The sequence below is a fragment of the Motiliproteus sp. genome, assembly GCF_965230735.1.
Lineage (GTDB): Bacteria > Pseudomonadota > Gammaproteobacteria > Pseudomonadales > Balneatricaceae > Motiliproteus.
On sequence record NZ_OZ246016.1, the window covers coordinates 801,673 to 827,734 of the forward strand.

Consider the following 26,062-nt stretch of genomic DNA (forward strand, 5'->3'; position numbering starts at 1 on the left):
CCATGAGCGAACTCCATCCGCTGCTCGAAATGCACTTTCCGACCCTGGCCGGCGTTGATGATGCCGAGGGTCGGGCGATTCTGTCCGAGGCGATGTTGCTGGAGGTACCGCCGGGGCAGTCGGTGTTCCGGGTTGGTGATCCTTGCCAAAATTTTCTGATGGTCGCCGCCGGCCAGGTCAAGGTGATCGGGCGCGGCAGCAGCGGACGTGAAATTCTGCTGTACCGGATTGATCAGGGTGGCACCTGCGTGCTGACCACCGCCTGCCTGATGGGGCACGATGCCTATCCGGCCGAAGGGATTACCGAGACCACGGTACAGGCGTTTGCGATTCCGCGGCAGCGGTTTGAGCAGGCGCTGGCCGGTTCGGAAGGCTTACGTCGGTTTGTGTTCGCTTCTTATGGCGAGCGGTTGAGCGACCTGATCCGGCTGGTTCAGCAGTTGGCCTTCGAACGGATCGACCTACGCCTGGCCCGCTATCTGATCGAAAACTGCCGTGAACGGATCGAGGTGCAGATTACCCACCAGCAGTTGGCGATCGAACTGGGCTCGGCCCGAGAAGTGGTCAGTCGCCAGCTCAAGAGTTTCGAACGTCAGGGCTGGATCAGCCTGGGACGCGGAACCATCCGGGTCGAACATCTGGCCGGACTGGAAACCCTGCTCGATTGTCAGGGCTGAGCCGGCTTCTTCATCCGCCACTAATTCGCCCTTATGTGACCTAGTCACTGAACTCTCCATTAGGCTCGACTAAAGTAGCTCCATCTGCCGTACGGCACTCAAGCGACTTGATAAGGAGCCTTCCTATGAACGCGAATATTGGCACTGTCGATAAGATCCTGCGCATCGTTGCCGGATTGGTTCTGATCTCCCTGGTTTTCATCGGCCCGCAGACCCCTTGGGGCTGGGTTGGCCTGGTGCCCTTGCTGACCGCACTGATCAACTTCTGTCCGGCTTACCGGATCTTCGGTATCAGCACCTGCCGCAAGTGCGACTCCTGATCCGATTCTAATCGGTACGGGCTAGGGTTCTGCTCGAGGCTGGCCTCGTCAGGCTTGACGTCCGGGGTCGGTGACCGACCTGTTTTTCGATGGTTTGGGCTGGAAGGGAGTCTGCCGCAGTCTTCCTGGCCAGATGTAAGGCGCCAAGGTCCTGAAATTTGGTTATGCCCCTTACGGCAGCGTTAGTAACCCGACGCTGCCGTTTTTTTCTGTCTCCGCGGCTCCACTGCTATGTCTGCTCAAATGCCGCGATGTCGGTTTTCTATTTCCAGTTCAGTCAGTATTCATTGATCGCGCCCTAATCTGTGTTTAGAAACGCTAACAGGGGACAGAACGATGAACACTCATCTCAACAAAACCAAGCGTCCATTCAAGAGCATGCTGCTGGGGCTGGCGATCAGCGCTTTGATTGCTGCGCCGGTGATGGCCGAGGCCGGCCACCGCGGTGATCACAAGTATCAGAATCACAACTACCAGAAAGGAAAGGCTCGATACGACTATGCCAAAGTGGTGTCGGTCGAGCCGGTGACCCGATCGGTATCGCGCAAAGTGCCCTACCAGAGTTGTTGGCAGGAGGAGGTGGCCTACGAGGTGCCGACCCATGGTGGCTACCGATCACGTACCCCGGAGATTCTCGGTGGCATTGCGGGTGTCGCGCTGGGGAGCAGCCTGGGCAGCAATCACCACAAGAGCAACCGCACCATCAAGGCGATTGCCGGTGGTTTGCTGGGAGCATCCATCGGACGGGATCTGGGGCGTCAGCACCACCAGCCGGCGACCCGAACGGAATACCGCACCGAACAGCGTTGTGATACCCACTACGAAACTCACTGGGAGGAGCGGATTACCGGCTACGATGTCCGCTACCGCTATCGGGGAGAGACATACCATACCCGCATGGACTATGATCCGGGGAACAAAATTCGTGTCCAGGTACAGGTAAGGCCGGTGTTCTGATTGCAGCACGTCGGCCGATGGAGGCTAGTCCGGTTTGACCCTGAATAATCAACTTGTTCGCAGTGTGGGTGTGTCGTTGTTAACGGGGCTGTTGATGCTGACCACGCCGACCGTGCAGGCAGCCGATCCAATCGGCAGAGACCGGGCCGCTGAGTTGGTGCAGCAACGCTACGGCGGCAAGGTGTTGGATCTTCAGCGGGTCGGCAGTGGCAACAAGATGGCCTATCGGGTCAAGCTGCTGCAGCCTTCCGGGCGGGTTAAATTGATTCTGATCGACGCCACCAGCGGTAAGGACTTGCCCTTCAAAGGGCGCCAGTAAACCGCCAGCTTGGAAAGGATAACGAAAGGGGACAACGATGCGTGTTCTGGTAGTTGAGGATGAACAGGCGCTGCGTGAGCAGTTGGGTGAGGCGCTGAAGTCGCGCAATTATGCGGTCGATCTGGCGCCTGACGGTGAAGAGGGGCTTTATCTGGCCCAGGAGTGGGAGTTTGATCTGGCCGTGATCGACCTGGGACTGCCGGGGCTGAGCGGACTGGAGCTGATTCGTCGTATCCGTGAGCAGGGCAGCCGCCTGCCGATCCTGATTCTGACCGCCCGCAGCGACTGGCAGGATAAGGTGGAAGGTCTGGAAGCCGGTGCCGACGACTATCTGACCAAGCCCTTCCATATTGAGGAGCTGCTGGCGCGGGTCAACGCGCTGCTGCGCCGATCGGCCGGTCAGGCCAGCCCCAGCGTCAACTACGGCCCGATCCGGATCGATACTGCCGCCAAGCGGGTCTACCTGCAGGAGCAGCCGCTGGAGTTGACCGCCTACGAATACAACACCCTGGAATACCTGATTCATCAGGCCGGCAAGGTGGTTTCCAAGACCGAGCTGACCGAGCACCTCTACGATCAGGACTTTGATCGCGACAGCAACGTGATCGAAGTCTTTATCACCCGCTTGCGCAAGAAGCTCGATCCCAGCGGCGAGCTGAAACCGATCGCCACCGAGCGCGGTCGCGGTTACCGGTTTGTGTTGAGCGCCGACTGATCTGCTTGTGTTGCGACTGCGGATCCCCTACTCCCTCAATGCCCGTCTCGGGCTGGCGTCCTGTCTACTGCTGCCGCTGATTATCGGCCTGACCGCGCTGATTCTGGATCAGGCCTACAGCCGCAGTCTGGAGCAGACGGTGCGCGAGCGGCTGGAGCTGCAGACCTACGTGCTGTTGGGCGCCGCCGAAGCCGGTGGCGGGGTGTTGTGGATGCCGCCAAGCCTGCAGGAACCGCGTTTCAGTCAACCCGGCTCCGGTCTGTTCGGGCTGGTCAGCGATGCCGACGGCAAGCTGCTGTGGCGCTCCGAGTCCAGTCTCGGGGCGGAGCTGCAACCGCTGCAATCCAAGCCCGAGCCGGGACAGGCGTTGTTCGGGGTCGATGATATGGGGTTGTTCTTCTACAGCTACCGGGTGTTGTGGGAAATCGAGTCCGGGCAGGTGACCGAATTTGTTTTCAGCACCCTAGAGCGACCGGATCGTTTTCGGGCCGCGCTACGCGAGTTTCGATTCCACCTGTGGAGTGGACTGGCGTTGTTGGGCTTGCTGCTGTTGGCAGCCCAGGCGCTGCTGATGCGCTGGGGATTACAGCCGTTGCAGCAGATGGCTCAGGACATCAAATCGATGGAGACCGGCGATCAGAACCAATTGGAGGGACGCTACCCCCAGGAGGTTCAGCCGCTGACCCACAACCTCAACCTGCTACTGGAAACCGAACGCGGCCGACGCCAGCGTTACCGCAACACCCTGGCCGATCTGGCCCACAGTCTCAAAACGCCGCTGGCGGTGATGCGGAATGAAGTGGAGACGGATCGATCTGCGCCGACCAACACCGAGCTGCTGCAACAGCAGGTGGATCGAATGGAGCAGATCATCAATCACCAGCTCGGTCGGGCCGGTTCGGCATCGGCGCAAAAACTGTTGCAACGCACCCAGGTTCGCCCGGTAGCCGAGCGTATCGGTCTGGTGATGGCCAAGGTCTATCCGGATAACTACCGTAGTTTCGAGGTGATCGGCGAAGACGAGTCTTTTACCGGCGACGAGCGGGACCTGATGGAGATGCTCGGCAACCTGATCGACAACGGATTTAAGTATGGCGCCGGCCGGGTTCAGGTACAGATCGAGACCGGAGCGCAGCAGTTGTTGATTCGGATCGAGGACGACGGCCCGGGGGTGGCCGACGAGCTGGGTGAGCTGATCATTCAGCGGGGCACCCGCGCCGATTCGATCGCACCTGGGCAGGGTATCGGCCTGTCTGTGTTGCGCGATATTCTCAGCAGCTACGGCGGCACCCTGACCCTGGGGCGCAGCGAAAGCCTCGGCGGCGCCAGTTTCTGTCTGCAATTGCCCCGCTAGTCGGGGCGGTTCGGCTTTGGCGACTCAGCCCAGACTCTTCTCAAACACCTTGGAATTACGCTGCAGGTTGTAGAGCGCCTGCTTGCCTTTGGGTAGAGTGCTCAGATCCGCCTCGACAAAGCCGCGTTCCTGAAACCAGTGGGCGGTGCGGGTGGTAAGCACAAACAACCGCTCGATTCCCTGAGCACGGGCCTGCTGTTCGATCTGGCTCAGCATCCGGTCCCCCCGGTTGCCACCACGATAGTCGTCGCTGACCGCCACGCAGGCTAGCTCGGCCGAGCCATCCTGGTAGGGGTAGAGCGCCGCGCAGCCGATGATGCTGTTGTCACGTTCGACCAGCACGAAGCGGTCGATCTCGGTCTCCAGCAGTTCGCGCGAGCGCCGAACTAGCACCCCGCGCTCCTCCAGCGGCCGGATCAGTTCCAGAATCCCGCCGACATCGTCGATGCCGGCCTGGCGTACCTGCTCGTAGCTCTCCTGCAGCACCATGGTGCCGGTGCCGTCGCGGGTAAACAGCTCCAGCAGCAGCGCCCCATCCTGGTGGTAGCTGATCAGGTGGCCGCGATCGACCCCGCCGTGGCAGGCGGTGGTCACGGCGGTCAGTTGGCGGGCCAGCTGGCTATGGGGTTGCTGCGAATCGGTCAGTCCGTCCAGATATTGCTGCAGCAACCGTTCGGCGGCCTTGGTCAGCAGTTCGGAGTGCTGTTGGCCGCTGTCATGGACGATGCCATTATCCTCGCCGAAGCAGATCAGCTTGTCGGCTTTCAGTGCGATCGCCACTTGGGCGGCGACGTCTTCGATCGCCAGGTTGAACACTTCGCCGGTGGGGGAGTAGCCCAGGTTGGACAGCAGCACCATCGAGCCCTGATCGAGTAGATGGTTGATCGAGCTGCTATCGACCCGACGCACTTCACCGGTGTGGCAGTAGTCGACGCCGTCGACCACACCCAGGGGTTTGGCGGCGATAAAGTTACCGCTGCACACCCGCAATTTGGCCCCGTGCATCGGCGAGTTGGGTAGGCCCATCGACAGCCGCGCTTCGATATCGGTCCGCAGTCCGCCGATCACCTCTTTGACGCACTCCAGGGTTGGCCCGTCGGTAATTCGCAGGTGCCGGTGCAGTTGGGACTTGATTCCCCGTTGGGCTAGTTGCGATTCGATCTGCGGGCGACCGCCATGGACGATCACCAGGCGGAGACCGAGGCTGTTGAGCAGCGCCAGGTCGTTGGCAATGTTATTGAATTTGCCGTCGGTCAGGGCATCGCCGTCGAGCAGCAACACCAGGGTCTTACCGCGATGGGCATTGATGTACGGCGAGCAGTGACGGAAGAACTCGACGTAGTTCGCGTTAGCGTTGGCGCTGGGATTGGTGCCGGCGCCTGGGTTGGCGATAGTAGCGCTGACTTGGCTCACGCGCGGGGTTCCTCCTGAACGGCTGGCTGGAGTGACAGACAGCTATCGATTATCAGTTGTTGCAACAGCTCAACGGTGGGCTGGATCTGGTCGAAGGCCAAAAACTCATCCGGTTGATGGGCCTGGTCGATCGAACCGGGCCCGAGCACAATGGTATCCATCCCCAGTTGTTGCATAAAGGGGGCTTCGGTGCCGAACGCGACGGTTTCTGCCGGTTTTCCGGTGAGTTTTTCGGCTAAGCGAACCAGCTCGGAATCCGGCTGATTGTTGAATGCGGGGATTCCGGGAAATAGCGATTTGGCCTCGAGTTTAACCCCGAGATCGGCGGCGATCGGCGCCAAACGGTGCTTGATCTGATCTCTTAGCGCCTCAAGCTCCATCCCCGGCAGTGGCCGCAGATCGAAATCCATCTCACAGTGGCCGCAGATCCGATTGGGATTATCGCCACCATGGATACAGCCGAGATTGAGGGTCGGGACCGCGACTTCGAAGGCGTCGTTCTGGTATTGCAGTTGCAGCTCCTGGCGGAATTGGAGCAACTCGGCGATCAGTCGGTGCATCGCTTCCATCGCATTGTTGCCCAATGCCGGATTAGAGGAGTGGCCGGCCCGACCGGTGAGTCGCACCCGCTCCATCATCATGCCCTTATGCAGGTAGACCGGCTTCAGTCCGGTCGGCTCGCCGATCACCGCCCGGCGGGCTTTGGGTTTACCGGCCAGCGCCAGCGCCCGGGCACCGGACATGCTGGTCTCCTCGTCGGCGGTCGCCAGGATGATCAGTGGCTGCTGCAGCGGTTGGTCGACAAACTGCCGGGCTGCTTCGATCGCGAGGGCGAAAAAGCCCTTCATGTCACAGCTGCCCAGGCCATAGAAGCGCTGGTCATGCTCGGTCAGCTTGAACGGATTGTGGTTCCAGCGTCCGGCATCAAAGGGCACGGTGTCGGTGTGGCCCGACAGCACCAGGCCGCCGGAGCCGCTGCCGAGAGTGGCGATCAGGTTGGCTTTGCCGGGATGACCCTCGACCGGCAATACCTCGGTGTGAAATCCCAATCCATCGAGCCAGCCTTCGAGCTTCTCGATTACCGCCAGGTTGCTGGTGTCGAGCTCGTCCAGGGTCGAGCTGATCGACGGCGTGGCGATCAACTGTTGCAGCATCTCGGTTAACGAGGGAACGGCGTTCATGGGGTGACCCGGCAATCAGTGGCTAATTCACTATTCTGCCGCCATCGGGGCGCAAAAATAAAGGTTCTTCACGGATTGGCGGGGGATTGGGTGCTATTGCGACGGCTTGGCGAAGGATTTGAGATACACAGCAATGGCGGCACGGTCCGCTTCGCTCAGCTGCGAGGTGCTGTTGTCGACCACTTTGCCCATCGAGCCGCTGAAGAAATCACCGTCGAGCATCATCCCGGTTTCCAGCGCAAAGCGGATATCTTCATCCTGCCAATGCCCGAACTCAGGATTGCTGTTGGCGGTCAATCCCGGCACCGATTCGCCTTCCGGTCCGTCGGGAGTGCCCTCGAGTAGACGCTTCCGCTCCAGCCCGCCCAGCCAGGTCCGAGGGCTGTGGCATTCGACACAGTGGGCGGGGCCGTTGACGAGATAGGCGCCACGGTTCCATTGCGCGCTCTGATCCGGGGAGGGTTGAAAGCGCCGATCGTCGAGGTAGAGCCATTTCCACAGCCCCAACAGACTGCGGTAGCGGTACGGGAAGTTGAGCTGGTGCGGTTTCGACGGCTCGGCACTGGCGGGTTGGCTGTCGAGGTAGGCCTTCAGGTCGTGCAGTTCGGCGTCGCTCATCAGGCTGTAGGCGGTATAGGGAAAAGCGGGGTAATAGTGCTCACCCTCGGGGCTGATCCCCCGACGCATGGCGCGGATAAAGTCTGCGTCGCTCCAGGCGCCGATACCTTGCTGCGGATCGGCGCTGATATTGGGGGTGTAGAAGGTGCCGAACGGTGTGGCCATCGCCAGGCCACCGGCCAACGGTGCTCCACCATTGTCGGCATCGGTGTGGCAGGAGGCGCAGCCACCGAGGGCGAACAGGTAGGCACCGCGCTGGATGGCGGCTGGGTCAGCCTGGGCTGTCGGTACCAGTAGCAGCGTCAACAGTAGAATTAAGCCGGAGCGTCGGATCATTTTTTCGGTTTACGGAAGTCGGTATGGCAGCCTTTGCAGCTCTTGCCCAGCAGCACGAACTGCTTGCGAAGGGCTTTGAAGTCCGCCTCTTGAGCGGCAAGATCGGCCAACCGCTGAGCTTCGCCACGACTGGTTTCGGCCTGCTGCTCGAACTTGGGCCACTGTTGCCAGATCTTCGGCAACGCTTCGGATTTTCCGGTGGCCGAACCTTCCGGGAACATCATCAGCAGATGCTGGTTATGTTCCAGAATCGTGGCCGAGCCTCGGCTGAAGGTCTCCAACTCGAACGGCTGCTTACCTTTGACGATCGCCGACATCGCTTTCATGGCATCGCCCATCGCTTTCATCGAATCCATCCGCTCTTTGACGATCCCGGTGGCCCCCTGGTGGGCCTGTACAGCCAGAGAGCCCGACAGCAGCAGGCCGGCTAGGGTGGTAAGCAGAGTGGTGTGGCGTCGAGACATCGGGGAGTCCTTTAAATCAATAACGGGTGGGTTTTGGGATGAAGGTAGAACGATTGATTCGCCGCTGCAATCAAAAGCTGCAACCCATCGCTGCAACAAATAGCCGCAACCAATAAAAACGGCGGAGAGCTTTCGCTGTCCGCCGTTACTGGATCTAATGTTGCCTGGATGGCTAAGCCTTAGGCGAAGATCCCCTTCAGGGTGAAGAAGATCAGGATCGCCAGACCGGCACCAGCCGGCAGGGTCACGATCCAGGACATGAAGATGGTGCCGACGACGCGCAGGTTCAGCGCCGACAGACCACGGGCGATACCCACACCCAGTACCGCACCCACCAGGGTGTGGGTGGTGGAGATCGGCAGACCGGTACCGGAGGCGATAACCACGGTGGTGGCCGCCGCCAGGGTTGCGGCAAAACCGCGGCTCGGGGTCAGTTCGGTGATGTTGTTACCGACGGTGGCGATAACCTTGTGGCCGTACATGATCAGGCCGAGAACAATACCGCCGCCGCCGAGCAGCAGAATCCAGGACGGCATGGCGCTCTTCTGGGCGATCTCACCACCGGCACCGACGATGCTGACAACCGCAGCCAGCGGGCCAACGGCGTTGGCCACGTCGTTGGAGCCGTGGGCGAAGGCCATCGCACAGGCGGTAAACATCATCAGTACGCCGAACACCTTCTCCACGCTGGTGAAGTGGTAGTCACGGTTTTCCTCTTCGGTTTGAGTGATGCTTTTTTGCAGGTGCTTGGCCAGGAAGAACACCACCAGGCCGGCAACGACAGAATACAGCGCCGCCTCACCGAAGCTGACGCCCAGGCCGATATGCTTGAGACCCTTGGTAAAGGTCACCATCGCGATGATGTAACCGACCAGGAAGCTGTAGACCGGCACGTATTTTTTGGCGTTGGCGAACGGGTCCGCCGTGTCCATTATCAATTTCTGCACCGATCGGAACAGCAGATAACCGAGGCTACCCGCGAGTACCGGCGAGACCACCCAGCTGGCGACGATCTTGCCGACCTTGCCCCAGGCCACCGCATCGACGGAGATACCCACGGCGGCAAAGCCAACCACGGCACCGACGATGGAGTGGGTGGTGGAGACCGGCCAACCGAAGTGGGTCGCGATCAGCAGCCAGATACCGGCGGCCAGCAGAGCGGCGATCATGCCGAATACCAGCAGTTCCGGCGTGCCACTGAGCATGCTCGGATCGATGATCCCTTTACGGATCGTTTTGGTGACTTCGCCACCGGCCAGGTAGGCACCGGCGAATTCGAAGATGATGGCGATCATAATCGCCTGCTTGATGGTCAGCGCCTTGGAGCCGACTGAGGTACCCATAGCGTTGGCCACGTCGTTGGCACCAACGCCCCAGGCCATAAAGAAACCAACCACACAGGCAAGGATGACGAGTACGTCACCGTACTGGCTAATAATTTCCATGATCTTTCCTCGGAAGTGTTCTAGCGGGCCAGCAATAGCTGGAAGCGACTACCTACCTGCTCGGCCCGGTCGGCCAGTTCACCGACCCAGTCGATGACCTTGTACAGGAACATAACGTCGATGGGAGGAAGATCCTTTTCCAGTTCGAACAGTTGATGACGCAGCTGTCGTTCACGCTCATCGGTGGCGGTTTCCAGCTCGTCCAGGCGAGTGATGATCTTCTCCACCACGTCAGCCTCGCGACCACGGAAGCCGGTGGCGACCAGCTCGTCCAGTTCGTTCAGTGCCTGAACCGCCTGTTCACAAACGGCGATGGAGCCCTTCAGGTACTCCATCATCAGATCGGCCATGCTAGCCGGAATCTGCATTTGGCGGCCCAGCATGATGCCGGCAATGTCCTTGGCCTTATTGGCGATCTGGTCCTGCATCCGTAGCAGTTCCAACAGATCGGAACGCGGCACCGGCATAAACAGGCTCTTGGGCAGGTGCTGACGCAGGTCCTGCTTGAGCGTGTCGGCTTCGTGTTCAAGATCACTGATGCGCTGCTGGGCTTTCTCGGCCTGGTTCCAATCCTGGCTCAACACTGCGTCGAAGAAGGGGATCAGCTCAACAGCACAGCTATGGGCCTTCTCGATATGGGTCTGCAGCGGTTTAACCGGAGATTGGGCAAACATGTTTAGAAAGGAACTGTTTGCAACCATAGTGAACCACCTCTAGGGTTAGAAAATTTGGCGCAAGTATAAGGTCGGCTGTCATCGTTTTGTAGCTTTTTTACACAAATAAATTCAGCCAACTTTCACCCAATTGTCATCAAAATGTCACAATTGATATACATCAGACGCTAACCGGTTTTTGTTGTCAGCATGGAGGCCAATCATGCCCAGTGAGATCGAGCTGAAACTCAGCCTTCCGGTGGACGCCCAGCAACTGTTCGCGGAGCTGCCTCTGCTACAACAGTATAGCGATGGCGTGCGCCAGGATTCGTTGCTCAACTGCTACTTCGATACACCCGATCAGCAGCTGAATCGACACCGGGTGGCGTTACGGATTCGCCGCATCGGCGAGCGGTTTATCCAAACCCTGAAAACCCGAGGCAGCAGCCAGGGGGGACTGCACCAGCGGCAGGAGTGGGAGTGGGATGTGGCGGGTGAACAGTTGGAGCTGGATAAACTACCGGCTGAGGCACTGCCCCAGGATATCCCGCTGCAACAGCTGGGTGCCGCCTTCAACACCGACTTTCAACGCACCAGTTGGCAGCTGAGTTATCCCTATCAAGGCCAGACAACCCAGATCGAGCTGGTGCTGGACCAGGGCCAGGTCATCGCTGCCGGTCGGCATGATCCGATCAGTGAGATCGAGCTGGAGCTCAAGCAGGGTGAAACCGGTGCGCTGTTCGACCTGGCTGAAAAGTTGGCCGATCAGGTGCCGTTGCGTGTCAGTCGGATCAGCAAAGCCGAAAAAGGTTACCGATTGCATAGCCCGGATCGGGCTCGTCCGGTGCCGCCGTTGCCGGAGTCGACCGCGGAATCCGATGATCCGGCGGTAGTCGGGCAACTGATCGAACGGTTGCAGGCGCTGCTGGAGCTGTTCGAGTTCAATGCTGATGCGCAACTGTTGCCCCAGGCGCAACAATGTCTGCAGGGATTACACCGGCAGCTGGCCGAAGCCCAGCCGTCACTGGGTCAATTGCTGCTGGAGCAGGGCAAACGGCTACACAGTCTGCTTGAGGTGACGTACGATTGGGAGAGTTGCCAGCAGTGGCTTCATAGCCGTGACCTGGGTGTCTGCCTGCTGCGTCTCAGCCGCTGGCTGTATCAACAATCTCAGGGCTGATCGAACCTCTCGTTTGGCCCGACCGCTTTACCAGCCTTCGGCGGGCGCCGCCCGCCACCCGGCACGATCAAAGGATGAACCATGCCCCAGACTTTGCCTCCTTCTATTCCCGCCTCCTGCTACGACCTGCTGCCCGCCTCGCTCGCCTCAGAGCTGGAGACCAACTGGCAGCGCTATCAGGATCAGGCGGACAGCGACCAGTATGAACAACTGCAGGCGTTGCCGGAAGACTTCTGGCAGCAGCTGAGTCGGTGCTGGAGTGGCAGCCTGTTTGTGGTGGAGCAGTGCCTGAATCGTCCCGAGCTGCTGCCGGATCTGCTGCCCGATCTGGAGCGAAGCTACGACGACGGGGAGTACGCCCGACGACTGGAGCAGATCCTCGCGAGTGCCGAAACCGAGAATGATCTGCATCGCTGCCTGCGCCAGTTCCGTCACCGTGAGATGAGCCGGATCATCTGGCGTGATCTGAATCGACTGGCCGAGATGGAGCAGACCACCGCCGACCTCAGCGCGCTGGCCGATGCCTGTATCGATCAGGCGCTGAACTGGCTTTACCGTTGGGCCTGCGACAAGTGGGGCACGCCCCACTCCCGCGCCCGCGAAGGCCAGCCGGCCCAGCCGCAGCAGATGGTGGTGATCGGGATGGGCAAATTGGGGGCTGGCGAGCTGAACCTGTCCTCGGATATCGACCTGATCTTCGCGTTCCCGGAGATGGGGGAGACCGAAGGTGCCCGTCGTTGCCTCGATAACGCCAGCTTCTTCAATAAACTGGGTCAGAAACTGATCCAGGCGCTGGACCAGCAGACCGCCGACGGCTTTGTATTCCGGGTCGATATGCGCCTGCGCCCCTACGGCCAGAGCGGTATTCTGGTGCCGCATTTTGCCGCGATGGAGGAGTACTACCAGGATCAGGGCCGCGACTGGGAGCGCTACGCGATGATCAAGGCGCGGGTGGTGGCCGGTGATCAACAGGCTGGCGCCCAGCTGATGGCCGATCTACGCCCGTTCGTGTACCGCAAGTACCTCGATTACAGCGCGTTCGAATCGCTGCGCGAGATGAAGGCGATGATCAACCGCGAGGTGCGCCGCAAGCAGTTGCACGGCAACGTCAAACTGGGACCGGGCGGAATTCGCGAGGTCGAGTTCGTGGCCCAGGCGTTCCAGCTGATCCGCGGTGGTCGCGACTCTCGTCTGCAACAGCGGGAGCTGAAAACCATTCTGAGCCTGCTGCCGGATGCCGTAGGCATGCCAGAGCAGGCCGCCGACGAGCTGTATCAGGCCTACCGGATGCTGCGAAACGCCGAGCATGCGATCCAGGCGGTCCAGGATCGCCAGACTCAAGAACTGCCCACCGAAGAGCTGGAGCAGACCCGCATCGCCTTCAGCATGGGCTTTGAGCGCTGGGAAGATTTTATCGCCGAGCTGGAGCAGCAGCGGGCCAAGGTGCGTCATCACTTCGCCGAGGTGATCGCGCCGGTGGATGACAGCGACGATGACGAGTCCAACGACGATAGCTGGGCCTTGTTGTGGAAGGGGGAACTGGACGAAGCCAGCGCGGTGGCAGAGTTTAGCGCCCAAGGCTTTGAACAGCCGGAACAGGCCCAGAAGCTGCTCGACAACCTGCGTAGTAACCGCAAGGTGCTGGCGCTGCAGTCGATCGGCCGGGAGCGGCTAGATCGGGTAATGCCGTTATTGCTGGAAGCCGTCGCGGGACAGCCGCAGCCGACCCAGACCCTGGAGCGGACCCTGCAGTTGATCGACTCGGTATTGCGCCGCAGCGCCTACCTGGTGCTGCTGTGGGAAAACCCCGGTGCGTTGGCCCAGCTGGTCAAACTGTGCTCGGCCAGTCCCTGGTTTGCCGAACAGTTGGCCAAACAGCCGATTCTGTTGGATGAACTGATCGACGTCACCAGTCTCTACGCGCCACCGAATAAAGAGCAGCTGCAGCAGGAGCTGCGTCAGCAGTTGCTGCGGATTCCGGAAGAGGATGTCGAGCAACTGATGGAAGCGCTGCGCTACTTCAAGCATGCCCATGTGCTGCGGGTGGCGGCGGCCGAGATCAGCGGTGCGCTGCCGTTGATGAAGGTCAGCGACTACCTGACCTACATCGCCGAAGTGGTGCTCGAAGGTGCTCTCGATATCGCCTGGCGAATCCTGACCGACAAGCACGGCCTGCCGCAGCAGTCAGCGGGGGTGCCCTGTGAGCGTGACTTTATCGTGGTCGGCTACGGCAAGGTCGGCGGTCTGGAGCTCAGTTACGGTTCCGACCTGGATCTGGTGTTTATCCACGACGGTGCTCTGAACCAGCATACCGACGGCAACAAGCCGATCGATAATCAGGTGTTCTTCACCCGCCTGGGGCAGAAGATCATCCATATCCTCAACACTTTCACCACCTCCGGCCAGCTCTACGAGGTGGACATGCGACTGCGCCCATCCGGCAACTCCGGAATGTTGGTCAGCTCGCTGAAGGCGTTTCGTGATTACCAGCTCAGCGAAGCCTGGACCTGGGAGCATCAGGCCCTGGTACGGGCCCGGGTGGTGGCGGGTAGTCCGTCCTTGCAGCAGCGGTTCGAAGAAGTCCGCGCCGAAGTGCTGTCCCAGCAACGCGAGTTGCCGAAGCTGAGAACCGAAGTGATCGACATGCGCCGCAAGATGCGTGAGCACCTGGGCAGCAGCCAGTCCGATGATACCGACAGCGCCGTGTTCCACCTCAAGCAGGACAGCGGCGGCATCGTCGATATCGAGTTTATGGTGCAGTACCTGTCCCTGGCCTATTCCGAGCAGCAACCGGCGCTGATCGAGTACACCGACAATATCCGTATTCTGGAAGCCGCCGAGCGGCTGGAACGACTCAGTGTCGAGGATGCCGAGCTGCTGCGTGAAGCCTATAAAACCTACCGATCCGTGGGCCACAGTCGGGCGCTGCAGGAGCAATCCAGTCTGGTCGATGATCAACAGCTGGGTGAGTTGCGGGCCAAAGTGGCGGGTATTTGGAAGCAGCTGATGAATGCGTGAGTTGAGTCGTGCTTCCCGAAGCCTTTGACCATGCACGCTCGGGAGGCTGTAACAGGATTTAGTTAAATTGATGGTGTTGGTTCTAACTCTCTGAGTTTGAGGATAGTTCTTATTGCGCTCACTCGAGTGCGTTCATTTTTGTCGCAACAAAAACGAACCAAAAAATGCTTTGCCCGATGACTTGGCCCTTCGGGCATTCATTCGGTACATCCCTGTGCCTCACCCTGCGCGCTGATTTAAAAAACGGGCTCAGATGGAAACTCGGCCTTCGGCCTCAAACAGCCATCATCGCTGATCCGTTCTCCAAACCCGTGCTCGGCTGCGTCAAGGGCGGTTGAGGCCGTGCTATTTGCAGTTCCGTTGCCTCAGAATAAACACCCACACCCCTTTTGTGCCGGTGAGCATTGCAGTCTGACAATGGAGTAGAGCGATTGATGTTTGAGGGAGCGAAGCGAGTGAGTTCCAATCGCGGCCATTGGCAGGCGAAACGCGCAACGTAGCCAGCGAAGCTGGCCAAGCAAGCGGGGCCGCCTAGGGTTGTTAGGGAAATGGCGGCGCATTTCCCTAACACGCCCGAAAGGGCGTAACTGAAGTTAACTGCGCGCTTTCAACTTAGATCAGGAGCGGCTGACCGGCAATCCCAGTTCATCCTCAAGTGATTTCTGTAACACCAGCACCCGCTGGGACTCTTTCAGAATATAGCCGTCGCTCTGCATTCGGGTCAGCACCCGGCTCAGGGACTCGGGTGTCAGTGACAGGTAGCTGGCCAGATCCTGTTTCGGCATCGGCAGTTTGATTCGTGGCGAGGTCGAACCGTTACGACGGTTGCGTTCCTGCAGCTGGTACAGGAAGCGCATGACGCGAACCTCAGCGGGGTCGCTGCGTAGGACTTTCCAGTCCTGCTCGTGCTGTTGGATCGTCATCCCCATTCGCTCGATAAAGCGGCTCTGCAACTTGGGTGCATGTCCGCAAAGGTCCAGCAGCTCTTTGTAGGGGATTTCACAGATCCAGGTGGTCTCCAACGCGATCAGATCGGTCGGATAGCTGGTGGACCCGATCCCGTCGAGACCGGCCAGGTCGCCGGGGTGGAAAAAGCCCACCACGGAGGCGCGACCATCGACAGTGACCGTTTCGGCTTTGACGCAGCCGGATTGGATTGAAAAGATCGAGCGGAACGGATCGCTCTGACGGTAGATGGTATCACCGGCTTGGTAGGGGCCACGCTCCTGGATCAGGTCGCGCATCTCGGCGCCGATTGATTGATCCAAGCCGAAAGAAAGGCACAGTTTTTCAGCCTGGCAATGCTGACACTGGCGATGGCTATCGACCAGATGCAAGCGAGCCCGGCAGTTTTTATCCTGAGTGGTCACAAGGGGCGTCCGTTCTTATTGTCTAATGAAAGTGATATATATCACATCCGAGTTGGCGAAGACGAGTGTTCGGAAGCGTTTTCATCGAAAACTCTTCAATGTCCGCGTAAGCCGCATGGTTAAAGGGGTAAGCGTTTTCCGGCAAGGTGACTTAAAGCCCCGAATTGATCCAACAACCGGTCCAAAAGGACCGATCATTTTCCGGGGTGTTGCCGACGAGGGCGCGATCATACGGGAACCAAAACTCCGATTACAGTCTTTATATGATTATTTTTGGAACATCGGAATTTGTGTCCGAACAGGCTGGCCCCAAGGTGCTCCGAGAAATATAGTCGATATCTGCGAAATGGCATGGGTTGGAGGTCAATAAATGACCGATCACATGATTGAGTCCTGGCAGCAGCTCCTCGAGGACGTTAAGGCTTGTCGTCAATGCCAGGCCGATCTTCCCTTTGAGCCAAGACCGATTCTGCAGTTTGACCCGCGAGCGAGGATTCTGCTGGCCGGGCAGGCACCGGGCCGGATCACCCACGAGCGTGGGATTCCATTTGATGATCCCAGTGGTGAACGACTGCGGGCTTGGTTGGGGCTGGATCGACAGCAGTTCTACGATCCCTCTAAGCTGGCCATTCTGCCGATGGGATTTTGCTACCCGGGTCGTGGTCGTAGCGGTGATCTGCCGCCGCGGCCGGAGTGTGCTCTACGTTGGCGTGAACCTCTGATGGAGCAACTGACTCAGTTGCGGATGATTCTGCTATTGGGTAAATACGCCCAGGACTACCACCTGCAGGACCGCCGCTCGTTGTCCGAGCGGGTGGCTGACTGGAAAGAGGCGGCTTCTACCGACCGTCCTCAGATTATCTGTCTACCCCATCCCAGCCCGAGAAATCAGCATTGGATCAAACAGCGACCCTGGTTCGAAGCCGAGCTGTTGCCCTGGTTGCGCCAGCAGGTGGCGAGCTACCTTTGATGGGGCTTAAAACGCCTTACTGAAGGACTGTAGCGCGTCGATGCTGGCCTGAAGCAGCTGGGTCAGTTCGTTTAGCTGCTCGGCGGTTAGCGGTTGGTTTCGGCTGCTGGCTTCAAGGGCCTGACAGCGTTGATACAGTTGTTCCAGTCCCAGGCTGGCGGCGGAGCCTTTAAGGCTGTGGATCAGATCCGGTTGTTGGTCGGCGTTGTCGTGGCAATCGATCTGCTCCAGAGTCTTGGGTGCGTTGCTGACAAACAGGTCGATCATCTGCTGCACCGTGGCCGGGCCCAGTTGCTGCAGATCCTGCTCGAGTACCGAGCGCTTGAGCAGCTCGACATCAGCGAAATCGGAAGCCTGGACGGGCGGTTGCTCGGGTAAGCTCTCCGCCATCCCCATGGCTTTCATGAGGGCCTGGCTCAACGCCTGGCGCTGGATCGGCTTGGCGATAAAACCATCGAAGTCGGCGGCCAGATAGTCGTCGATCTCCTCTTTGAATACATGGGCGGATACCGCCAGGATCGGCATCGATCGACCCTGTTCGGCCAGTTTCGCTTTGAGTTGTGAGCACAGCGCCACGCCGTTGATATCGGGCAGGTTGATATCGACCAGGGCGATATCAAATGGCTGCTGCGACAGCTGCTGCAGAGCGCTCTGTCCATCGACGCTGCTCTGAACCTGGTGCCCCAGCTGTTGCAGCAAGCCTTCGGCTACTAAGCGATTGATGGGGTTGTCCTCCACCAGCAATACCCGCAGCCCGGACAGTGCCGGTTCGGAATCTGAAGCAGGCTGAAGGATTGGCTGCTCGTCTGACTGTTGTGGCGGCTCTGCTTCGCACAGTGGCAGCTCAAACCAGAAACAGCTGCCCTCGCCATGACGGCTGCGTAGTTGTAGATCGCCCCCCATGGCCGCCACCAGACTTTTGCTGATGGTCAGTCCCAGTCCGGTACCGCCGAGCTGATGGTTGCTGCCGACCTGGGAGAAGGCATTGAAAATATCCCGTTGTCGTTCTTCGGCGATACCGATACCGCTATCGGTCACCTCAACCCGCAGCCGGGCCGACTCAGCCTGGGTATTGAGACCGACCTGTAACTGTACCGAGCCCTGTTCGGTAAATTTGATCGCGTTGCCGACCAGGTTGGTCAGCACCTGGCGTAGCTTGCCTTGATCGGCGCGAATCCACTTCGGTAACTGCGGATCAACCTGTAGCCGGAGTGATAACCGCTTATGATCGGCTCGCGGCTGCATCAGCGTGATCAGCTGATTTAGCATCCGGGTCAGCTCGAAATCCTGCTCGCTGATCTCGACCCGGGTCGATTCGACCTTGGAGTAGTCCAGGATGTCGTTAAGGATATCGAGCAGGTTCTCACTGGAGATCAGCGAGGTGTCGACGTAGGTCCGTTGCTGCGGGTCTAGCGGGCTCTGCTTGAGCAGCTCCAGGGTGCCGATAACGCCGTTCATCGGGGTGCGGATCTCGTGGCTCATATGGGCCAGGAAGGTGGATTTGGCCCGATTGGCCTGCTCGGCCCGCAGTTTGGCTTCGGCGTGGGCGGCGGCTTCGTTGTTGAGTTGAAGGTTGGCCTGGGACAGTTCCCGGGTGCGCTGATTGACCTGCTGCTCCAGATCCTGCTTGTGTTCCCGTAGCTGTTGTTCGAGTTGCTGTCGGGCCAGGATATTCTGGCGGAACACCTCGATGGCACGGGCCATGTCGGCCAGCTCGTCGTTGCCACGCTGGTCCAGCTCAATCGCCAGATCGCCCTCTGCCAGCCGGTGCAGTGCCTGGGTGCGGTCCTCCAGTCGGCGTACGATATCGCGGTAGACCACCTTCCACATCAGCAACACCAGCAGCACTAGGGTGGCGATACCGCTGACGATCACCACCCGCTCGCCTTCGATCAACAGCTCATTGAGCCCGTCGGTGGCTTGTCCGATCCGGCGGCTGCCGTGATCGACGATCGCTTTGACCACCTGGTTGAGGTTGCTGAACAGCTGCTGGTTGCTGTGATCGAGCATCCGCAGTTCCTGATTGACCGCCAGCCACTGCCGCCTGGCCTCGAAGGGACTTCGCAGCTGCTGGATCTGGCGCAGGGTAGCCTGGGCGCGCTCGGCCCGTTGCGGGTCGGCAATCACTCGGACTCGGCGTTGCATCACTTCCAGCACTTGCAGGTACTGCTGCTCCAGCTGATCGATAACGTTGGTGCTGTCCAGCGAGGCCAGCTTGCCGATGTTGTAACGCAGCTGATAGCTCTTTTGCAGCAGCTCCGACATCTGTTCGAGCTGGTCGATATCGTCTTCCAGGGTCTGATCCAGCGAGCGGAACACCTGCTCCGGCTCGACCTGACGATCGACCAGATCATAAACATTCACCAGATTGACGATGGCAATGGTATTGGCGTTGGCGACCTGGGATTGGGTCAGATCGGCGATCTCGCTGAGCATCTGGTCCAGTTGCTGCAATCTCGAATCGAGCTGCTGCTGATAGGTGATACGGCGGCTGGTCAGTGGTTCGAGCTGGCGCAGGTTGGTCTCGATTCGTCCCCCCAACTGACGGACCTGATCGAGCTGTTCGGCCGAGAACAGGTGATCCAGATCGGCCCGGAACAGGGTCTGCAGCTCGGCGCTCAATCCGGCCAGGGCTTTACCCAGGGCGTAACTGTCGGGCTGGCTGTTGGTGGTGCTGAGCAGCTGGGCGGTCTTGGAGATCCCGATATTCAGCTCCGCCAGTTGTTGCGCCACCCGCATGGCCGGAATCGCCTCTTCGGAGACCAGCCGCTCTTTGCTGGTCACCTGCTTGAATCCGGACCAGGCGATCAACGACGCCAGCGACGACAACCCCGCCATCAACAGGAAGGCGTAGAGTAGTTTGCGTGTGATGCCGATCCTTAGGGTCACCGCGTGCTCCCGGGCCGTTTGGGTTGAGCTTAGTGCTAACAGGCCCTAGTCTATCGACAATCCCGCTCAGGTTGAAAAGCGATTGCCGGTCGTTTGACGGTGCTCAAACCGCAACCTGTCCGACGGCGGGTCCGGTCAACGAACAGGTGCAGACGTGAACAGATCCGCTTGCCATTGGTGGCATCGGTACCGATTTGGGCTGGTAACGATAATCCTGACCGTCATGATGACATCGACGGCGCAGGCCTGGACGGTGCAATCCCGCCAGCCCCTGTTCCAGTTTGAGCAGTGGCAGCAAGCCCAGATCGAGCCGATCACCACCGCCAGCCGACCCTGGCGCCTGTGCGCGCTGTATCCCCATATCAAAGACTCCTACTGGCTTAGCGTCAATTACGGCATGGTCGATCAGGCCGAGCGGCTCGGAGTGCAGCTCAAAGCGGCCGAAGCCGGCGGCTACCACCACCTGGAGCGGCAGTGGCAGCAACTGCAGGCCTGCCTGGACTGGCCCGCCGATGCGATTCTGCTGGGAACGGTGGCGTATCAAGAACTCAACAGTCGGTTGCAGCAGCTCGATAGCGAGGTGCCGCTGTTCGGGGTGGTGAATGATCTGTCCCGCGATGGTCTGACCGGTCGGGTGGGGGTGTCCTGGTACCAGATGGGCTTCAAGGTCGGCCGTTTTCTGGCCGAGCGCCACCCGGCCGGGAGCGTACCGGCCAAAGTCGCCTGGTTCCCCGGCCCGAAACGGTTGGAAGCCAAATCGGAAGTGGGCAGCGGCATCCGTGATGGGCTGGCCGACAGCGCGGTGACCGAGGTGATCACCGCCGGTTACGGCGACAACGATCGTGACGTGCAGCGGGCGTTGTTGCAGCAACTGCTTGATCAGCATCAGGATCTGGACTACATCGTCGGCGGCGCGGTGCTGGTCGAGATCGCCATCAATGAACTCAAACACCGTCAACTCGACAAACCGCCGCAACTGATCAGCCACTACTATTCCCACGGTATGTACCGGGCGCTGCTGCGGGGCAAAGTGTTGATGGCCAACACCGATCAGATGGTGCTGCACGGCCGCTTGGCGATCGATCAGGCAGTACGCTATCTGGAAGGGCAGCCGCTAGAGCACGATATCGGCCCGGAGATTATCAGCCTGACCCGGGACCGGCTCAGTCCGCAGATCAAGCAGGACTCGCTGTCACCGGCCAGCTTTATGCCGACCTATCGGGTAGAGCCTTAGGCGTTGTAAAAAGCGGTAACCCAAATAGGTTTTGCCGGGGAATAAAGCAGACTATCGGTACAAACGCTAAGCTATAGTATCGAGACGATAAGTACCCAGCGTGCCGGTAACAGTATCGGTCCACCCTTCTAAGATCAGGGAGATCACAACGATCAGCAGGGACAGCTTCTTCCAATCATTTTCAATCTTTGGTGGCCTAACCATTTGCCCGTTGGGCGAACTGGGCCTGATAGATGTTGCTGAATCGATGGATGATTTTTCCTTGCTACCTTGGAAGGTAGACCAAGCTTGCAAGGAAGGTCTTCTTTACAAGGGCCAAGTATTGAAGTGTTAAGCAAATACTCAAATTGACTTTGAGGAGGTAGCTATTGGAATCCCTTAAAATTCTAAAGACAGAAATTGATAGTCACATTGAGAGCTTCTCTTCGAAAGCTAACAGGGATAAAGGGAAAACCTTTAGATTTAAATTAGCCACACTAACCCTAACGTTAATTGCTACTCTCGCATTAGGTATCGAATTTGGGGAAGAGAATAAGGTGCTTATGAAGAATGCAGCTTTTGTATGTAGCGCATTTGTTACTTTTCTGACAGGGCTTGATCTTTATTACAATCACAAAGGGCTTTGGGTCCAGTATGTTAAGACTAGAAACCAGTTATACGCACTAAAGTATGAGATAAAAATTTCGGAAGCTCATGAAAAAGATCTGAACGAAGATCTCGTGAAAGAGTTCAGCCAGAAGCTTGAGAGAATATTGGAAGAATGCAACAAATGGTGGCTTAAAGAGAGATCGCGAGAAGATGCTTAACAAGGCCAAGCAGTGCGTGCCCTTCGGGCACCGGACTCGCTTCGCTCGCCGCTGTTAGCGGCGTTATGCGACAAAAGGAACCGCATGAGATTTATTAAAGCAAATCTACCATTTTTGCTAGCTTGTATTGCTACGCTTACAGCTTTTATATGGTTAGTAGCATCCCCTGATTTCGAACCAATAGTTACAACAGTAGTGGGCTTAATTACATGCATTAGCTTAAGACCTAAAGATTGGATGATCATCAGAAAAAGGAATCAATCAGAACTACCAGATTTCGAGTTCAATCGAATTAGCGTAACAAAAAATACAAGAAGAGATAATATATACACAGAAGAAAATGGCTTGAAGCGTTTTAATTTTGATCATGCTTTAAGCGATAGAGATAAGTCCATAGAGTTCTCTGCTAAACCCGGAAAATACAAGTATAGCGAATGGAGCAAGGTGCCTATTCGTGTAGTTATTCTGTCGCAATCAAATACGTGGGGAGAAAACAAACACTATGTATATGCGATAGTCCCAGATAAGAGTCCGGTTTGTTTTTATCAGTTCGAAGCTGTGTGCTGCGAAATATGCGCAGATGATGTTGATGGTGATGGGAATTTAGAGGTTGTAATAGGCTACAAGTGCGGTGCTCATACTGAGGGATTAAGGGTTTTTCGTTTGGATGATCATTTTGACCTGATTTCAGTCCCTGGCTCTGACATAGGCAGTGACTTCCCATTAATTACTTGGGGGAGAGCGGATGGCGTTGACTATTCCGTTAACTCTTACAGCAGAAACTGGGGTGAGAATAGAGAGGAGTGGCATACACAAATTGAAGTATACAGGTATAGAGATGGAAAGTTTGATCTCTACAAGTCTGAGAAAGTGCAGTGGCAACCCGCATAACAAATCAAAGCAGCACTGCTACTTCTTGGCTGGACGCGCTAACGCGCGCCGCTGTTTGAGGTGTTAAGTGAAAAGGAAGCTCTGTGAAAATATGGTATTTCGAAACATCTGCTGTTAATTATCTTATGGATATCATGTCTGCACATGATGCTGTTGAAACAAAGAAAATACAGCTTCTGAAAGGAAGAGATTGGTGCATATCGCCAGTAACTCTGCTTGAAATACTGCAAACATCAGACCCAGAAAGACGAAGGGAGATTGTTGAGTTCGCACAATGCTTATTTAGTAGTGAGCTTCTAGCCTCTCCAGAAGAAACAATTATTCACTATATAAATCAGGGCTTTCCATCTGAAGAGAAAAGGGTAAGACTTTCCTCGCAAAGCCTATTAGCTGATGTTTGGCGTGATACATCCACAAATTATAAAGAAATAAATGTAGATGTTGAACAACTGAAAAACAGGAATAAAATTTTAAAGTCTTTCACGAAGATGATTCATCAGGTTATTAATGGAAAAGATAATATAATTATTCCAACATCAGAGAATGAGTCGTTTAATTATTCTTTAGAGGCGTGGTTAAATAGCTTAGAGTTCATTAAAAACGACTCTCCATATACGCAAGAGCTAAGAACCATATTTAAATTATCGATTGTCTATCTAATTTTATTAATATGCTGTCATGTCGGCCCAGGCCAAGAGATAACTAATAGGTTATGGGAAAAAATAGGTATTGATAAAACAAAATGCAGAATTAATTATGCGCTCAGCAACTGGGAGCCATTAATATATAAAGGCCCTCTATCTACCTTAGCAAAAATGGCTTATAGCCAATCATTGGTCAGATTTTCAAGGGGTGTTTATAACGATAGCCTACATGCAATGTACCTTAATTACACGGATCTCATTTTTTCTGATGATGGCCACTTCAAAGATCTTCAAAACGCCCTTGCTGGAACTCCCTACTTCAGTAGAGTTCAGATCATGTCTGAAATTCCATTTAAAAAGGAGTCTCATAGAGGTGAATTTAAATCTAACATGGTAATCACTTAACTACACGCCTTTCAGGCACCTGACGCAGCAAAGCTGGCCGGTTATTAAGGCGTTATATCAGAAACTAAAAGCCCACTTGTGGGTTAAATCCACTCCACCGACAAACAGCCAGTCCTTGCTATACAAGGCCTTCAACTATACTCCCTGCTGTTCTAAGCAACTCGGTCCAGACCGTTAATGTGGGGCGGTGGATTTGAAATAGGGGCAGTGGATGATACAGAGAAACCACCCGAAGCGTTCTATCATCGCCCTGGTGTTGCTGCTACTAGCCCCCATCTATTTGGCACTGCCCGTCTCCGCCGCTCAGTATCGTTGCGATAACATCCCGGAAGTTTCCCTCTCTGCGCCCAACGACAACATGCTCGACTATGTTTGCACGGCCGCGGCCAGGACGTTCGAATTTCTAGGCCGCTATCAGATGGGACCTCAAAGGCCGATCCAGGTTGAGATCATTGAGCATCAGATTAACTCGGGCGGCTACAAGGCCTTTGGCAGTTATGACCGCCAAAGCGAGCGCGTCCGAATTATGTCGCTACCTGCCGTATTGAACAGCAGCCAATCACCGCAGATGTACAAGATGCCGTTTGATCAGGAGCATTATATCGGTGCCCTTGCTCATGAGCTGGCCCATGCGGTGTTTCACCAGAATGCCGTCGACGTCGAGGAGAAGTGGAACAATACCGCCCACGAATATATCGCCCATGCCACCCAGCTCGGTGTGTTAGCGGCGCCGAAGCGTGAGCAGATTATTTTGTCTGAAGAGACGGGCCCTTGGGAGTCAGGGGATGAGATCAGCGTGACTTACATGGCCTTCAATCCCACCGGCTTCGCGGTGAAGTCCTATCTGCATCTGACTCAATTGAGCAATCCGCAGCCGTTTATCAAGCTGCTGTTGAATCACAAATGGCTGTATATCTCGGTGCCCTGAGGAGCTGATGCTCTGGACAATTAGCGTTGATGAGCTGTCGGCTCAGTTCACCTCGGCGGCAAACAGGTAGCCTTCGCCGTGGACGGTGATCAGTACTTCCGGGGCTTTCGGATCGGTTTCGATCTTGTTGCGCAGGCGCCGAACCAGTACATCGATGGTGCGATCGCTGGGGCTGTCGACCCGATGACTGATCAGGTTCAACAGTCGCTCACGACTCAGGACTCGGTTGGGGTAGGCGACAAAGGCCACCAGAATTTCGTACTCGGCCTTGGTCAGTTTGACCGGTTGATCGCCACGGCACAGCTTGCGGCGCGGGATATCGAAGCGCCAGTCGCCAAAGCGCAGGATGTCGCTGTCCTCTTCAACCTCCGGCTGTTGGGCCTCTGATTGGCGCGCCAGTGAGATCCGCCACAGCAGGTTCTTTACCCGCACCAGCAGCTCGCGCAGCTCCACCGGCTTGGTGACATAGTCGTCGGCGCCCATCTCCAATCCCACGATCCGGTCCACCGTATCGGTGCGGCCGGTGACCAGAATAATGCCGATGTTGGACTGGCTGCGGAGCTCGCGGGTCAGTGCCAGGCCGTCTTCCCCCGGCAGGTTGATATCCAGCAGCACCAGATCGATCTCGGCCTTGGCCAGCTCCTCGCGCATCTCGACCCCGCTGCCGGCCTGGCTGACCCGGTAACCGGCGTTTTCGAAATAGCCGCTCAACTTGAGCCGGGTGATCGGATCATCTTCGACCACCAGGACGTGGTAGGTCGGTGCCGGTTGGTAGCTTGTGCTCATGTTGGTTTCACTCTGTGCGGCGGGTGACGGCAGCGGGATTTGCTCGACCACTGTCGGCAAGGATACCCGGTTTTGCCGGGATGGCATCGTCCCAGGTCAATTTCTGTTAACAATTTTTCATATTTCGTTCCCGCCTGTACATAACCGCCGACAGACCCGTTCACACCCTCGCTTTAGCATTAAATCCATACAGAAGTTAATGGCATGTGGTGCCGGCGACTGCCGCCCTCTCCTGCAATGGTGGTCGCCGGTTCACCCCGCTACCGATTCACGCTAAACGCCCGAGTGAGGTTGTTATGAACACGAACTCTGAAACCAAAAACGAGGTTAGCGCAGTCCAGGAAACCAAGGCGTTTCTGCTGATCTCTGTGCTGGCTATCCCGCTGCTGACCGTGCTGGGTATTGCCGGTTACGGCTTTGTCGTCTGGATGATGCAACTGCTGATGGGCCCTCCGGGCCACTTTTGATCGGCCTGCGCGAATCCGTCGC

The 26,062-nt window shown here is 57.3% G+C and carries 24 protein-coding genes; 15 read left to right on the plus strand and 9 right to left on the minus strand.

Annotated elements, in window-relative coordinates; translation table 11 throughout:
• Positions 1-2 precede the first annotated feature (2 nt).
• From ACO05M_RS03835 to ACO05M_RS03860, 6 genes are all read left to right on the plus strand, one after another.
• Positions 3-677 (plus strand): Crp/Fnr family transcriptional regulator, encoded by a 675-nt coding sequence (locus ACO05M_RS03835; protein ID WP_421867998.1) that lies wholly within the window; start codon positions 3-5, stop codon positions 675-677.
• A 125-nt stretch (positions 678-802) separates the two neighbouring features.
• Complete coding sequence (locus ACO05M_RS03840; RefSeq protein WP_114696357.1) at positions 803-997, plus strand: YgaP family membrane protein; 195 nt, start codon at positions 803-805, stop codon at positions 995-997.
• Between the two features lie 336 nt (positions 998-1,333).
• Complete coding sequence (locus tag ACO05M_RS03845) at positions 1,334-1,954, plus strand: glycine zipper 2TM domain-containing protein (protein ID WP_421868002.1); 621 nt, start codon at positions 1,334-1,336, stop codon at positions 1,952-1,954.
• Between the two features lie 34 nt (positions 1,955-1,988).
• Complete coding sequence (locus ACO05M_RS03850) at positions 1,989-2,273, plus strand: PepSY domain-containing protein (RefSeq protein WP_421868005.1); 285 nt, start codon at positions 1,989-1,991, stop codon at positions 2,271-2,273.
• 37 nt (positions 2,274-2,310) lie between these two features.
• Entirely contained in the window at positions 2,311-2,988 is a 678-nt protein-coding gene (locus ACO05M_RS03855; RefSeq protein ID WP_114696354.1) for a response regulator transcription factor, read from the plus strand.
• Positions 2,989-2,995: 7 nt separating this feature from the next.
• Positions 2,996-4,342 carry an ATP-binding protein gene (locus tag ACO05M_RS03860; protein WP_421868008.1) on the plus strand — a complete coding sequence of 449 codons (1,347 nt, stop codon included), beginning with the start codon at positions 2,996-2,998 and terminating at the stop codon, positions 4,340-4,342.
• A 24-nt stretch (positions 4,343-4,366) separates the two neighbouring features.
• On the opposite strand, the gene argA is transcribed toward ACO05M_RS03860, so the two are convergent.
• The 6 genes from argA to ACO05M_RS03890 form a co-directional block, all read right to left on the minus strand.
• The gene (gene argA / locus ACO05M_RS03865; RefSeq protein WP_421868011.1) at positions 4,367-5,755 is read right to left on the minus strand and encodes an amino-acid N-acetyltransferase; all 1,389 of its coding nucleotides are present in this window, start codon (positions 5,753-5,755) and stop codon (positions 4,367-4,369) included.
• Positions 5,752-6,936 (minus strand): acetylornithine deacetylase, encoded by a 1,185-nt coding sequence (gene argE / locus ACO05M_RS03870; RefSeq protein ID WP_421868014.1) that lies wholly within the window; start codon positions 6,934-6,936, stop codon positions 5,752-5,754. The genes argA and argE overlap by 4 nt, the downstream gene beginning before the upstream one ends.
• Positions 6,937-7,029: 93 nt before the next feature.
• Positions 7,030-7,890, minus strand: a complete 861-nt coding sequence (locus tag ACO05M_RS03875) for a c-type cytochrome (protein WP_421868016.1) — start codon at positions 7,888-7,890, stop codon at positions 7,030-7,032.
• Positions 7,887-8,354, minus strand: a complete 468-nt coding sequence (locus ACO05M_RS03880; protein ID WP_421868019.1) for a c-type cytochrome — start codon at positions 8,352-8,354, stop codon at positions 7,887-7,889. The genes ACO05M_RS03875 and ACO05M_RS03880 overlap by 4 nt, the downstream gene beginning before the upstream one ends.
• A gap of 179 nt (positions 8,355-8,533) precedes the next feature.
• On the minus strand, positions 8,534-9,799 hold the full coding sequence (locus ACO05M_RS03885) for an inorganic phosphate transporter (RefSeq protein WP_421868022.1): 1,266 nt from the start codon (positions 9,797-9,799) through the stop codon (positions 8,534-8,536).
• A gap of 20 nt (positions 9,800-9,819) precedes the next feature.
• Positions 9,820-10,500 (minus strand): TIGR00153 family protein, encoded by a 681-nt coding sequence (locus tag ACO05M_RS03890; protein ID WP_421868025.1) that lies wholly within the window; start codon positions 10,498-10,500, stop codon positions 9,820-9,822.
• Positions 10,501-10,675: 175 nt separating this feature from the next.
• On the opposite strand from ACO05M_RS03890, the gene ACO05M_RS03895 reads away from it, so the two are divergent.
• Positions 10,676-11,632, plus strand: coding sequence for an inorganic triphosphatase (locus ACO05M_RS03895; protein WP_421868028.1), 957 nt, complete (start codon positions 10,676-10,678; stop codon positions 11,630-11,632).
• 81 nt (positions 11,633-11,713) lie between these two features.
• The gene (gene glnE, locus ACO05M_RS03900) at positions 11,714-14,650 is read left to right on the plus strand and encodes a bifunctional [glutamate--ammonia ligase]-adenylyl-L-tyrosine phosphorylase/[glutamate--ammonia-ligase] adenylyltransferase (protein WP_421868031.1); all 2,937 of its coding nucleotides are present in this window, start codon (positions 11,714-11,716) and stop codon (positions 14,648-14,650) included.
• A 617-nt stretch (positions 14,651-15,267) separates the two neighbouring features.
• Here the strand turns inward: glnE and ACO05M_RS03905 are convergent.
• Complete coding sequence (locus tag ACO05M_RS03905; RefSeq protein WP_421868033.1) at positions 15,268-16,020, minus strand: Crp/Fnr family transcriptional regulator; 753 nt, start codon at positions 16,018-16,020, stop codon at positions 15,268-15,270.
• A 370-nt stretch (positions 16,021-16,390) separates the two neighbouring features.
• Here ACO05M_RS03905 and ACO05M_RS03910 point away from each other — a divergent pair, with 370 nt between their 5' ends.
• Positions 16,391-16,990, plus strand: coding sequence for a uracil-DNA glycosylase family protein (locus tag ACO05M_RS03910; RefSeq protein WP_421868037.1), 600 nt, complete (start codon positions 16,391-16,393; stop codon positions 16,988-16,990).
• Between the two features lie 6 nt (positions 16,991-16,996).
• On the opposite strand, the gene torS is transcribed toward ACO05M_RS03910, so the two are convergent.
• The gene (gene torS, locus ACO05M_RS03915; protein WP_421868040.1) at positions 16,997-19,879 is read right to left on the minus strand and encodes a TMAO reductase system sensor histidine kinase/response regulator TorS; all 2,883 of its coding nucleotides are present in this window, start codon (positions 19,877-19,879) and stop codon (positions 16,997-16,999) included.
• 154 nt (positions 19,880-20,033) lie between these two features.
• Between torS and torT the strand changes: the two genes are divergently transcribed.
• The 5 genes from torT to ACO05M_RS03940 all read left to right on the plus strand — a co-directional run bounded on the left by torT (position 20,034) and on the right by ACO05M_RS03940 (position 24,787).
• Positions 20,034-21,113, plus strand: coding sequence for a TMAO reductase system periplasmic protein TorT (torT, locus tag ACO05M_RS03920; protein WP_421868043.1), 1,080 nt, complete (start codon positions 20,034-20,036; stop codon positions 21,111-21,113).
• Between the two features lie 368 nt (positions 21,114-21,481).
• Positions 21,482-21,919: an SLATT domain-containing protein gene (locus ACO05M_RS03925; protein WP_421868045.1), complete on the plus strand. Its 438-nt coding sequence runs from the start codon at positions 21,482-21,484 to the stop codon at positions 21,917-21,919.
• A gap of 84 nt (positions 21,920-22,003) precedes the next feature.
• Entirely contained in the window at positions 22,004-22,810 is an 807-nt protein-coding gene (locus ACO05M_RS03930) for a hypothetical protein (RefSeq protein WP_421868048.1), read from the plus strand.
• A gap of 83 nt (positions 22,811-22,893) precedes the next feature.
• Positions 22,894-23,859, plus strand: coding sequence for a hypothetical protein (locus ACO05M_RS03935; protein ID WP_421868051.1), 966 nt, complete (start codon positions 22,894-22,896; stop codon positions 23,857-23,859).
• Positions 23,860-24,070: 211 nt separating this feature from the next.
• On the plus strand, positions 24,071-24,787 hold the full coding sequence (locus ACO05M_RS03940; protein ID WP_421868054.1) for a DUF6639 family protein: 717 nt from the start codon (positions 24,071-24,073) through the stop codon (positions 24,785-24,787).
• Between the two features lie 42 nt (positions 24,788-24,829).
• Here the strand turns inward: ACO05M_RS03940 and torR are convergent, their stop codons facing one another.
• Positions 24,830-25,573, minus strand: a complete 744-nt coding sequence (torR, locus tag ACO05M_RS03945; protein ID WP_421868057.1) for a two-component system response regulator TorR — start codon at positions 25,571-25,573, stop codon at positions 24,830-24,832.
• A 296-nt stretch (positions 25,574-25,869) separates the two neighbouring features.
• Here torR and ACO05M_RS03950 point away from each other — a divergent pair, with 296 nt between their 5' ends.
• Positions 25,870-26,040 (plus strand): periplasmic nitrate reductase, NapE protein, encoded by a 171-nt coding sequence (locus ACO05M_RS03950; RefSeq protein WP_421868059.1) that lies wholly within the window; start codon positions 25,870-25,872, stop codon positions 26,038-26,040.
• The last annotated feature ends 22 nt before the right edge of the window (positions 26,041-26,062 follow it).

Bases quoted from the DNA above. Each gene is read 5' to 3' on its own strand.
- ACO05M_RS03835 (WP_421867998.1), top strand. From the start codon at position 3: ATGAGCGAACTCCATCCGCTGCTCGAAATGCACTTTCCGACCCTGGCC.
- ACO05M_RS03840 (WP_114696357.1), top strand. From the start codon at position 803: ATGAACGCGAATATTGGCACTGTCGATAAGATCCTGCGCATCGTTGCC.
- ACO05M_RS03845 (WP_421868002.1), top strand. From the start codon at position 1,334: ATGAACACTCATCTCAACAAAACCAAGCGTCCATTCAAGAGCATGCTG.
- ACO05M_RS03855 (WP_114696354.1), top strand. From the start codon at position 2,311: ATGCGTGTTCTGGTAGTTGAGGATGAACAGGCGCTGCGTGAGCAGTTG.
- argE (WP_421868014.1), bottom strand. From the start codon at position 6,936: ATGAACGCCGTTCCCTCGTTAACCGAGATGCTGCAACAGTTGATCGCC.
- ACO05M_RS03875 (WP_421868016.1), bottom strand. From the start codon at position 7,890: ATGATCCGACGCTCCGGCTTAATTCTACTGTTGACGCTGCTACTGGTA.
- ACO05M_RS03880 (WP_421868019.1), bottom strand. From the start codon at position 8,354: ATGTCTCGACGCCACACCACTCTGCTTACCACCCTAGCCGGCCTGCTG.
- ACO05M_RS03885 (WP_421868022.1), bottom strand. From the start codon at position 9,799: ATGGAAATTATTAGCCAGTACGGTGACGTACTCGTCATCCTTGCCTGT.
- ACO05M_RS03890 (WP_421868025.1), bottom strand. From the start codon at position 10,500: ATGGTTGCAAACAGTTCCTTTCTAAACATGTTTGCCCAATCTCCGGTT.
- ACO05M_RS03895 (WP_421868028.1), top strand. From the start codon at position 10,676: ATGCCCAGTGAGATCGAGCTGAAACTCAGCCTTCCGGTGGACGCCCAG.
- glnE (WP_421868031.1), top strand. From the start codon at position 11,714: ATGCCCCAGACTTTGCCTCCTTCTATTCCCGCCTCCTGCTACGACCTG.
- ACO05M_RS03910 (WP_421868037.1), top strand. From the start codon at position 16,391: ATGACCGATCACATGATTGAGTCCTGGCAGCAGCTCCTCGAGGACGTT.
- ACO05M_RS03930 (WP_421868048.1), top strand. From the start codon at position 22,004: ATGAGATTTATTAAAGCAAATCTACCATTTTTGCTAGCTTGTATTGCT.
- ACO05M_RS03940 (WP_421868054.1), top strand. From the start codon at position 24,071: ATGATACAGAGAAACCACCCGAAGCGTTCTATCATCGCCCTGGTGTTG.
- torR (WP_421868057.1), bottom strand. From the start codon at position 25,573: ATGAGCACAAGCTACCAACCGGCACCGACCTACCACGTCCTGGTGGTC.
- ACO05M_RS03950 (WP_421868059.1), top strand. From the start codon at position 25,870: ATGAACACGAACTCTGAAACCAAAAACGAGGTTAGCGCAGTCCAGGAA.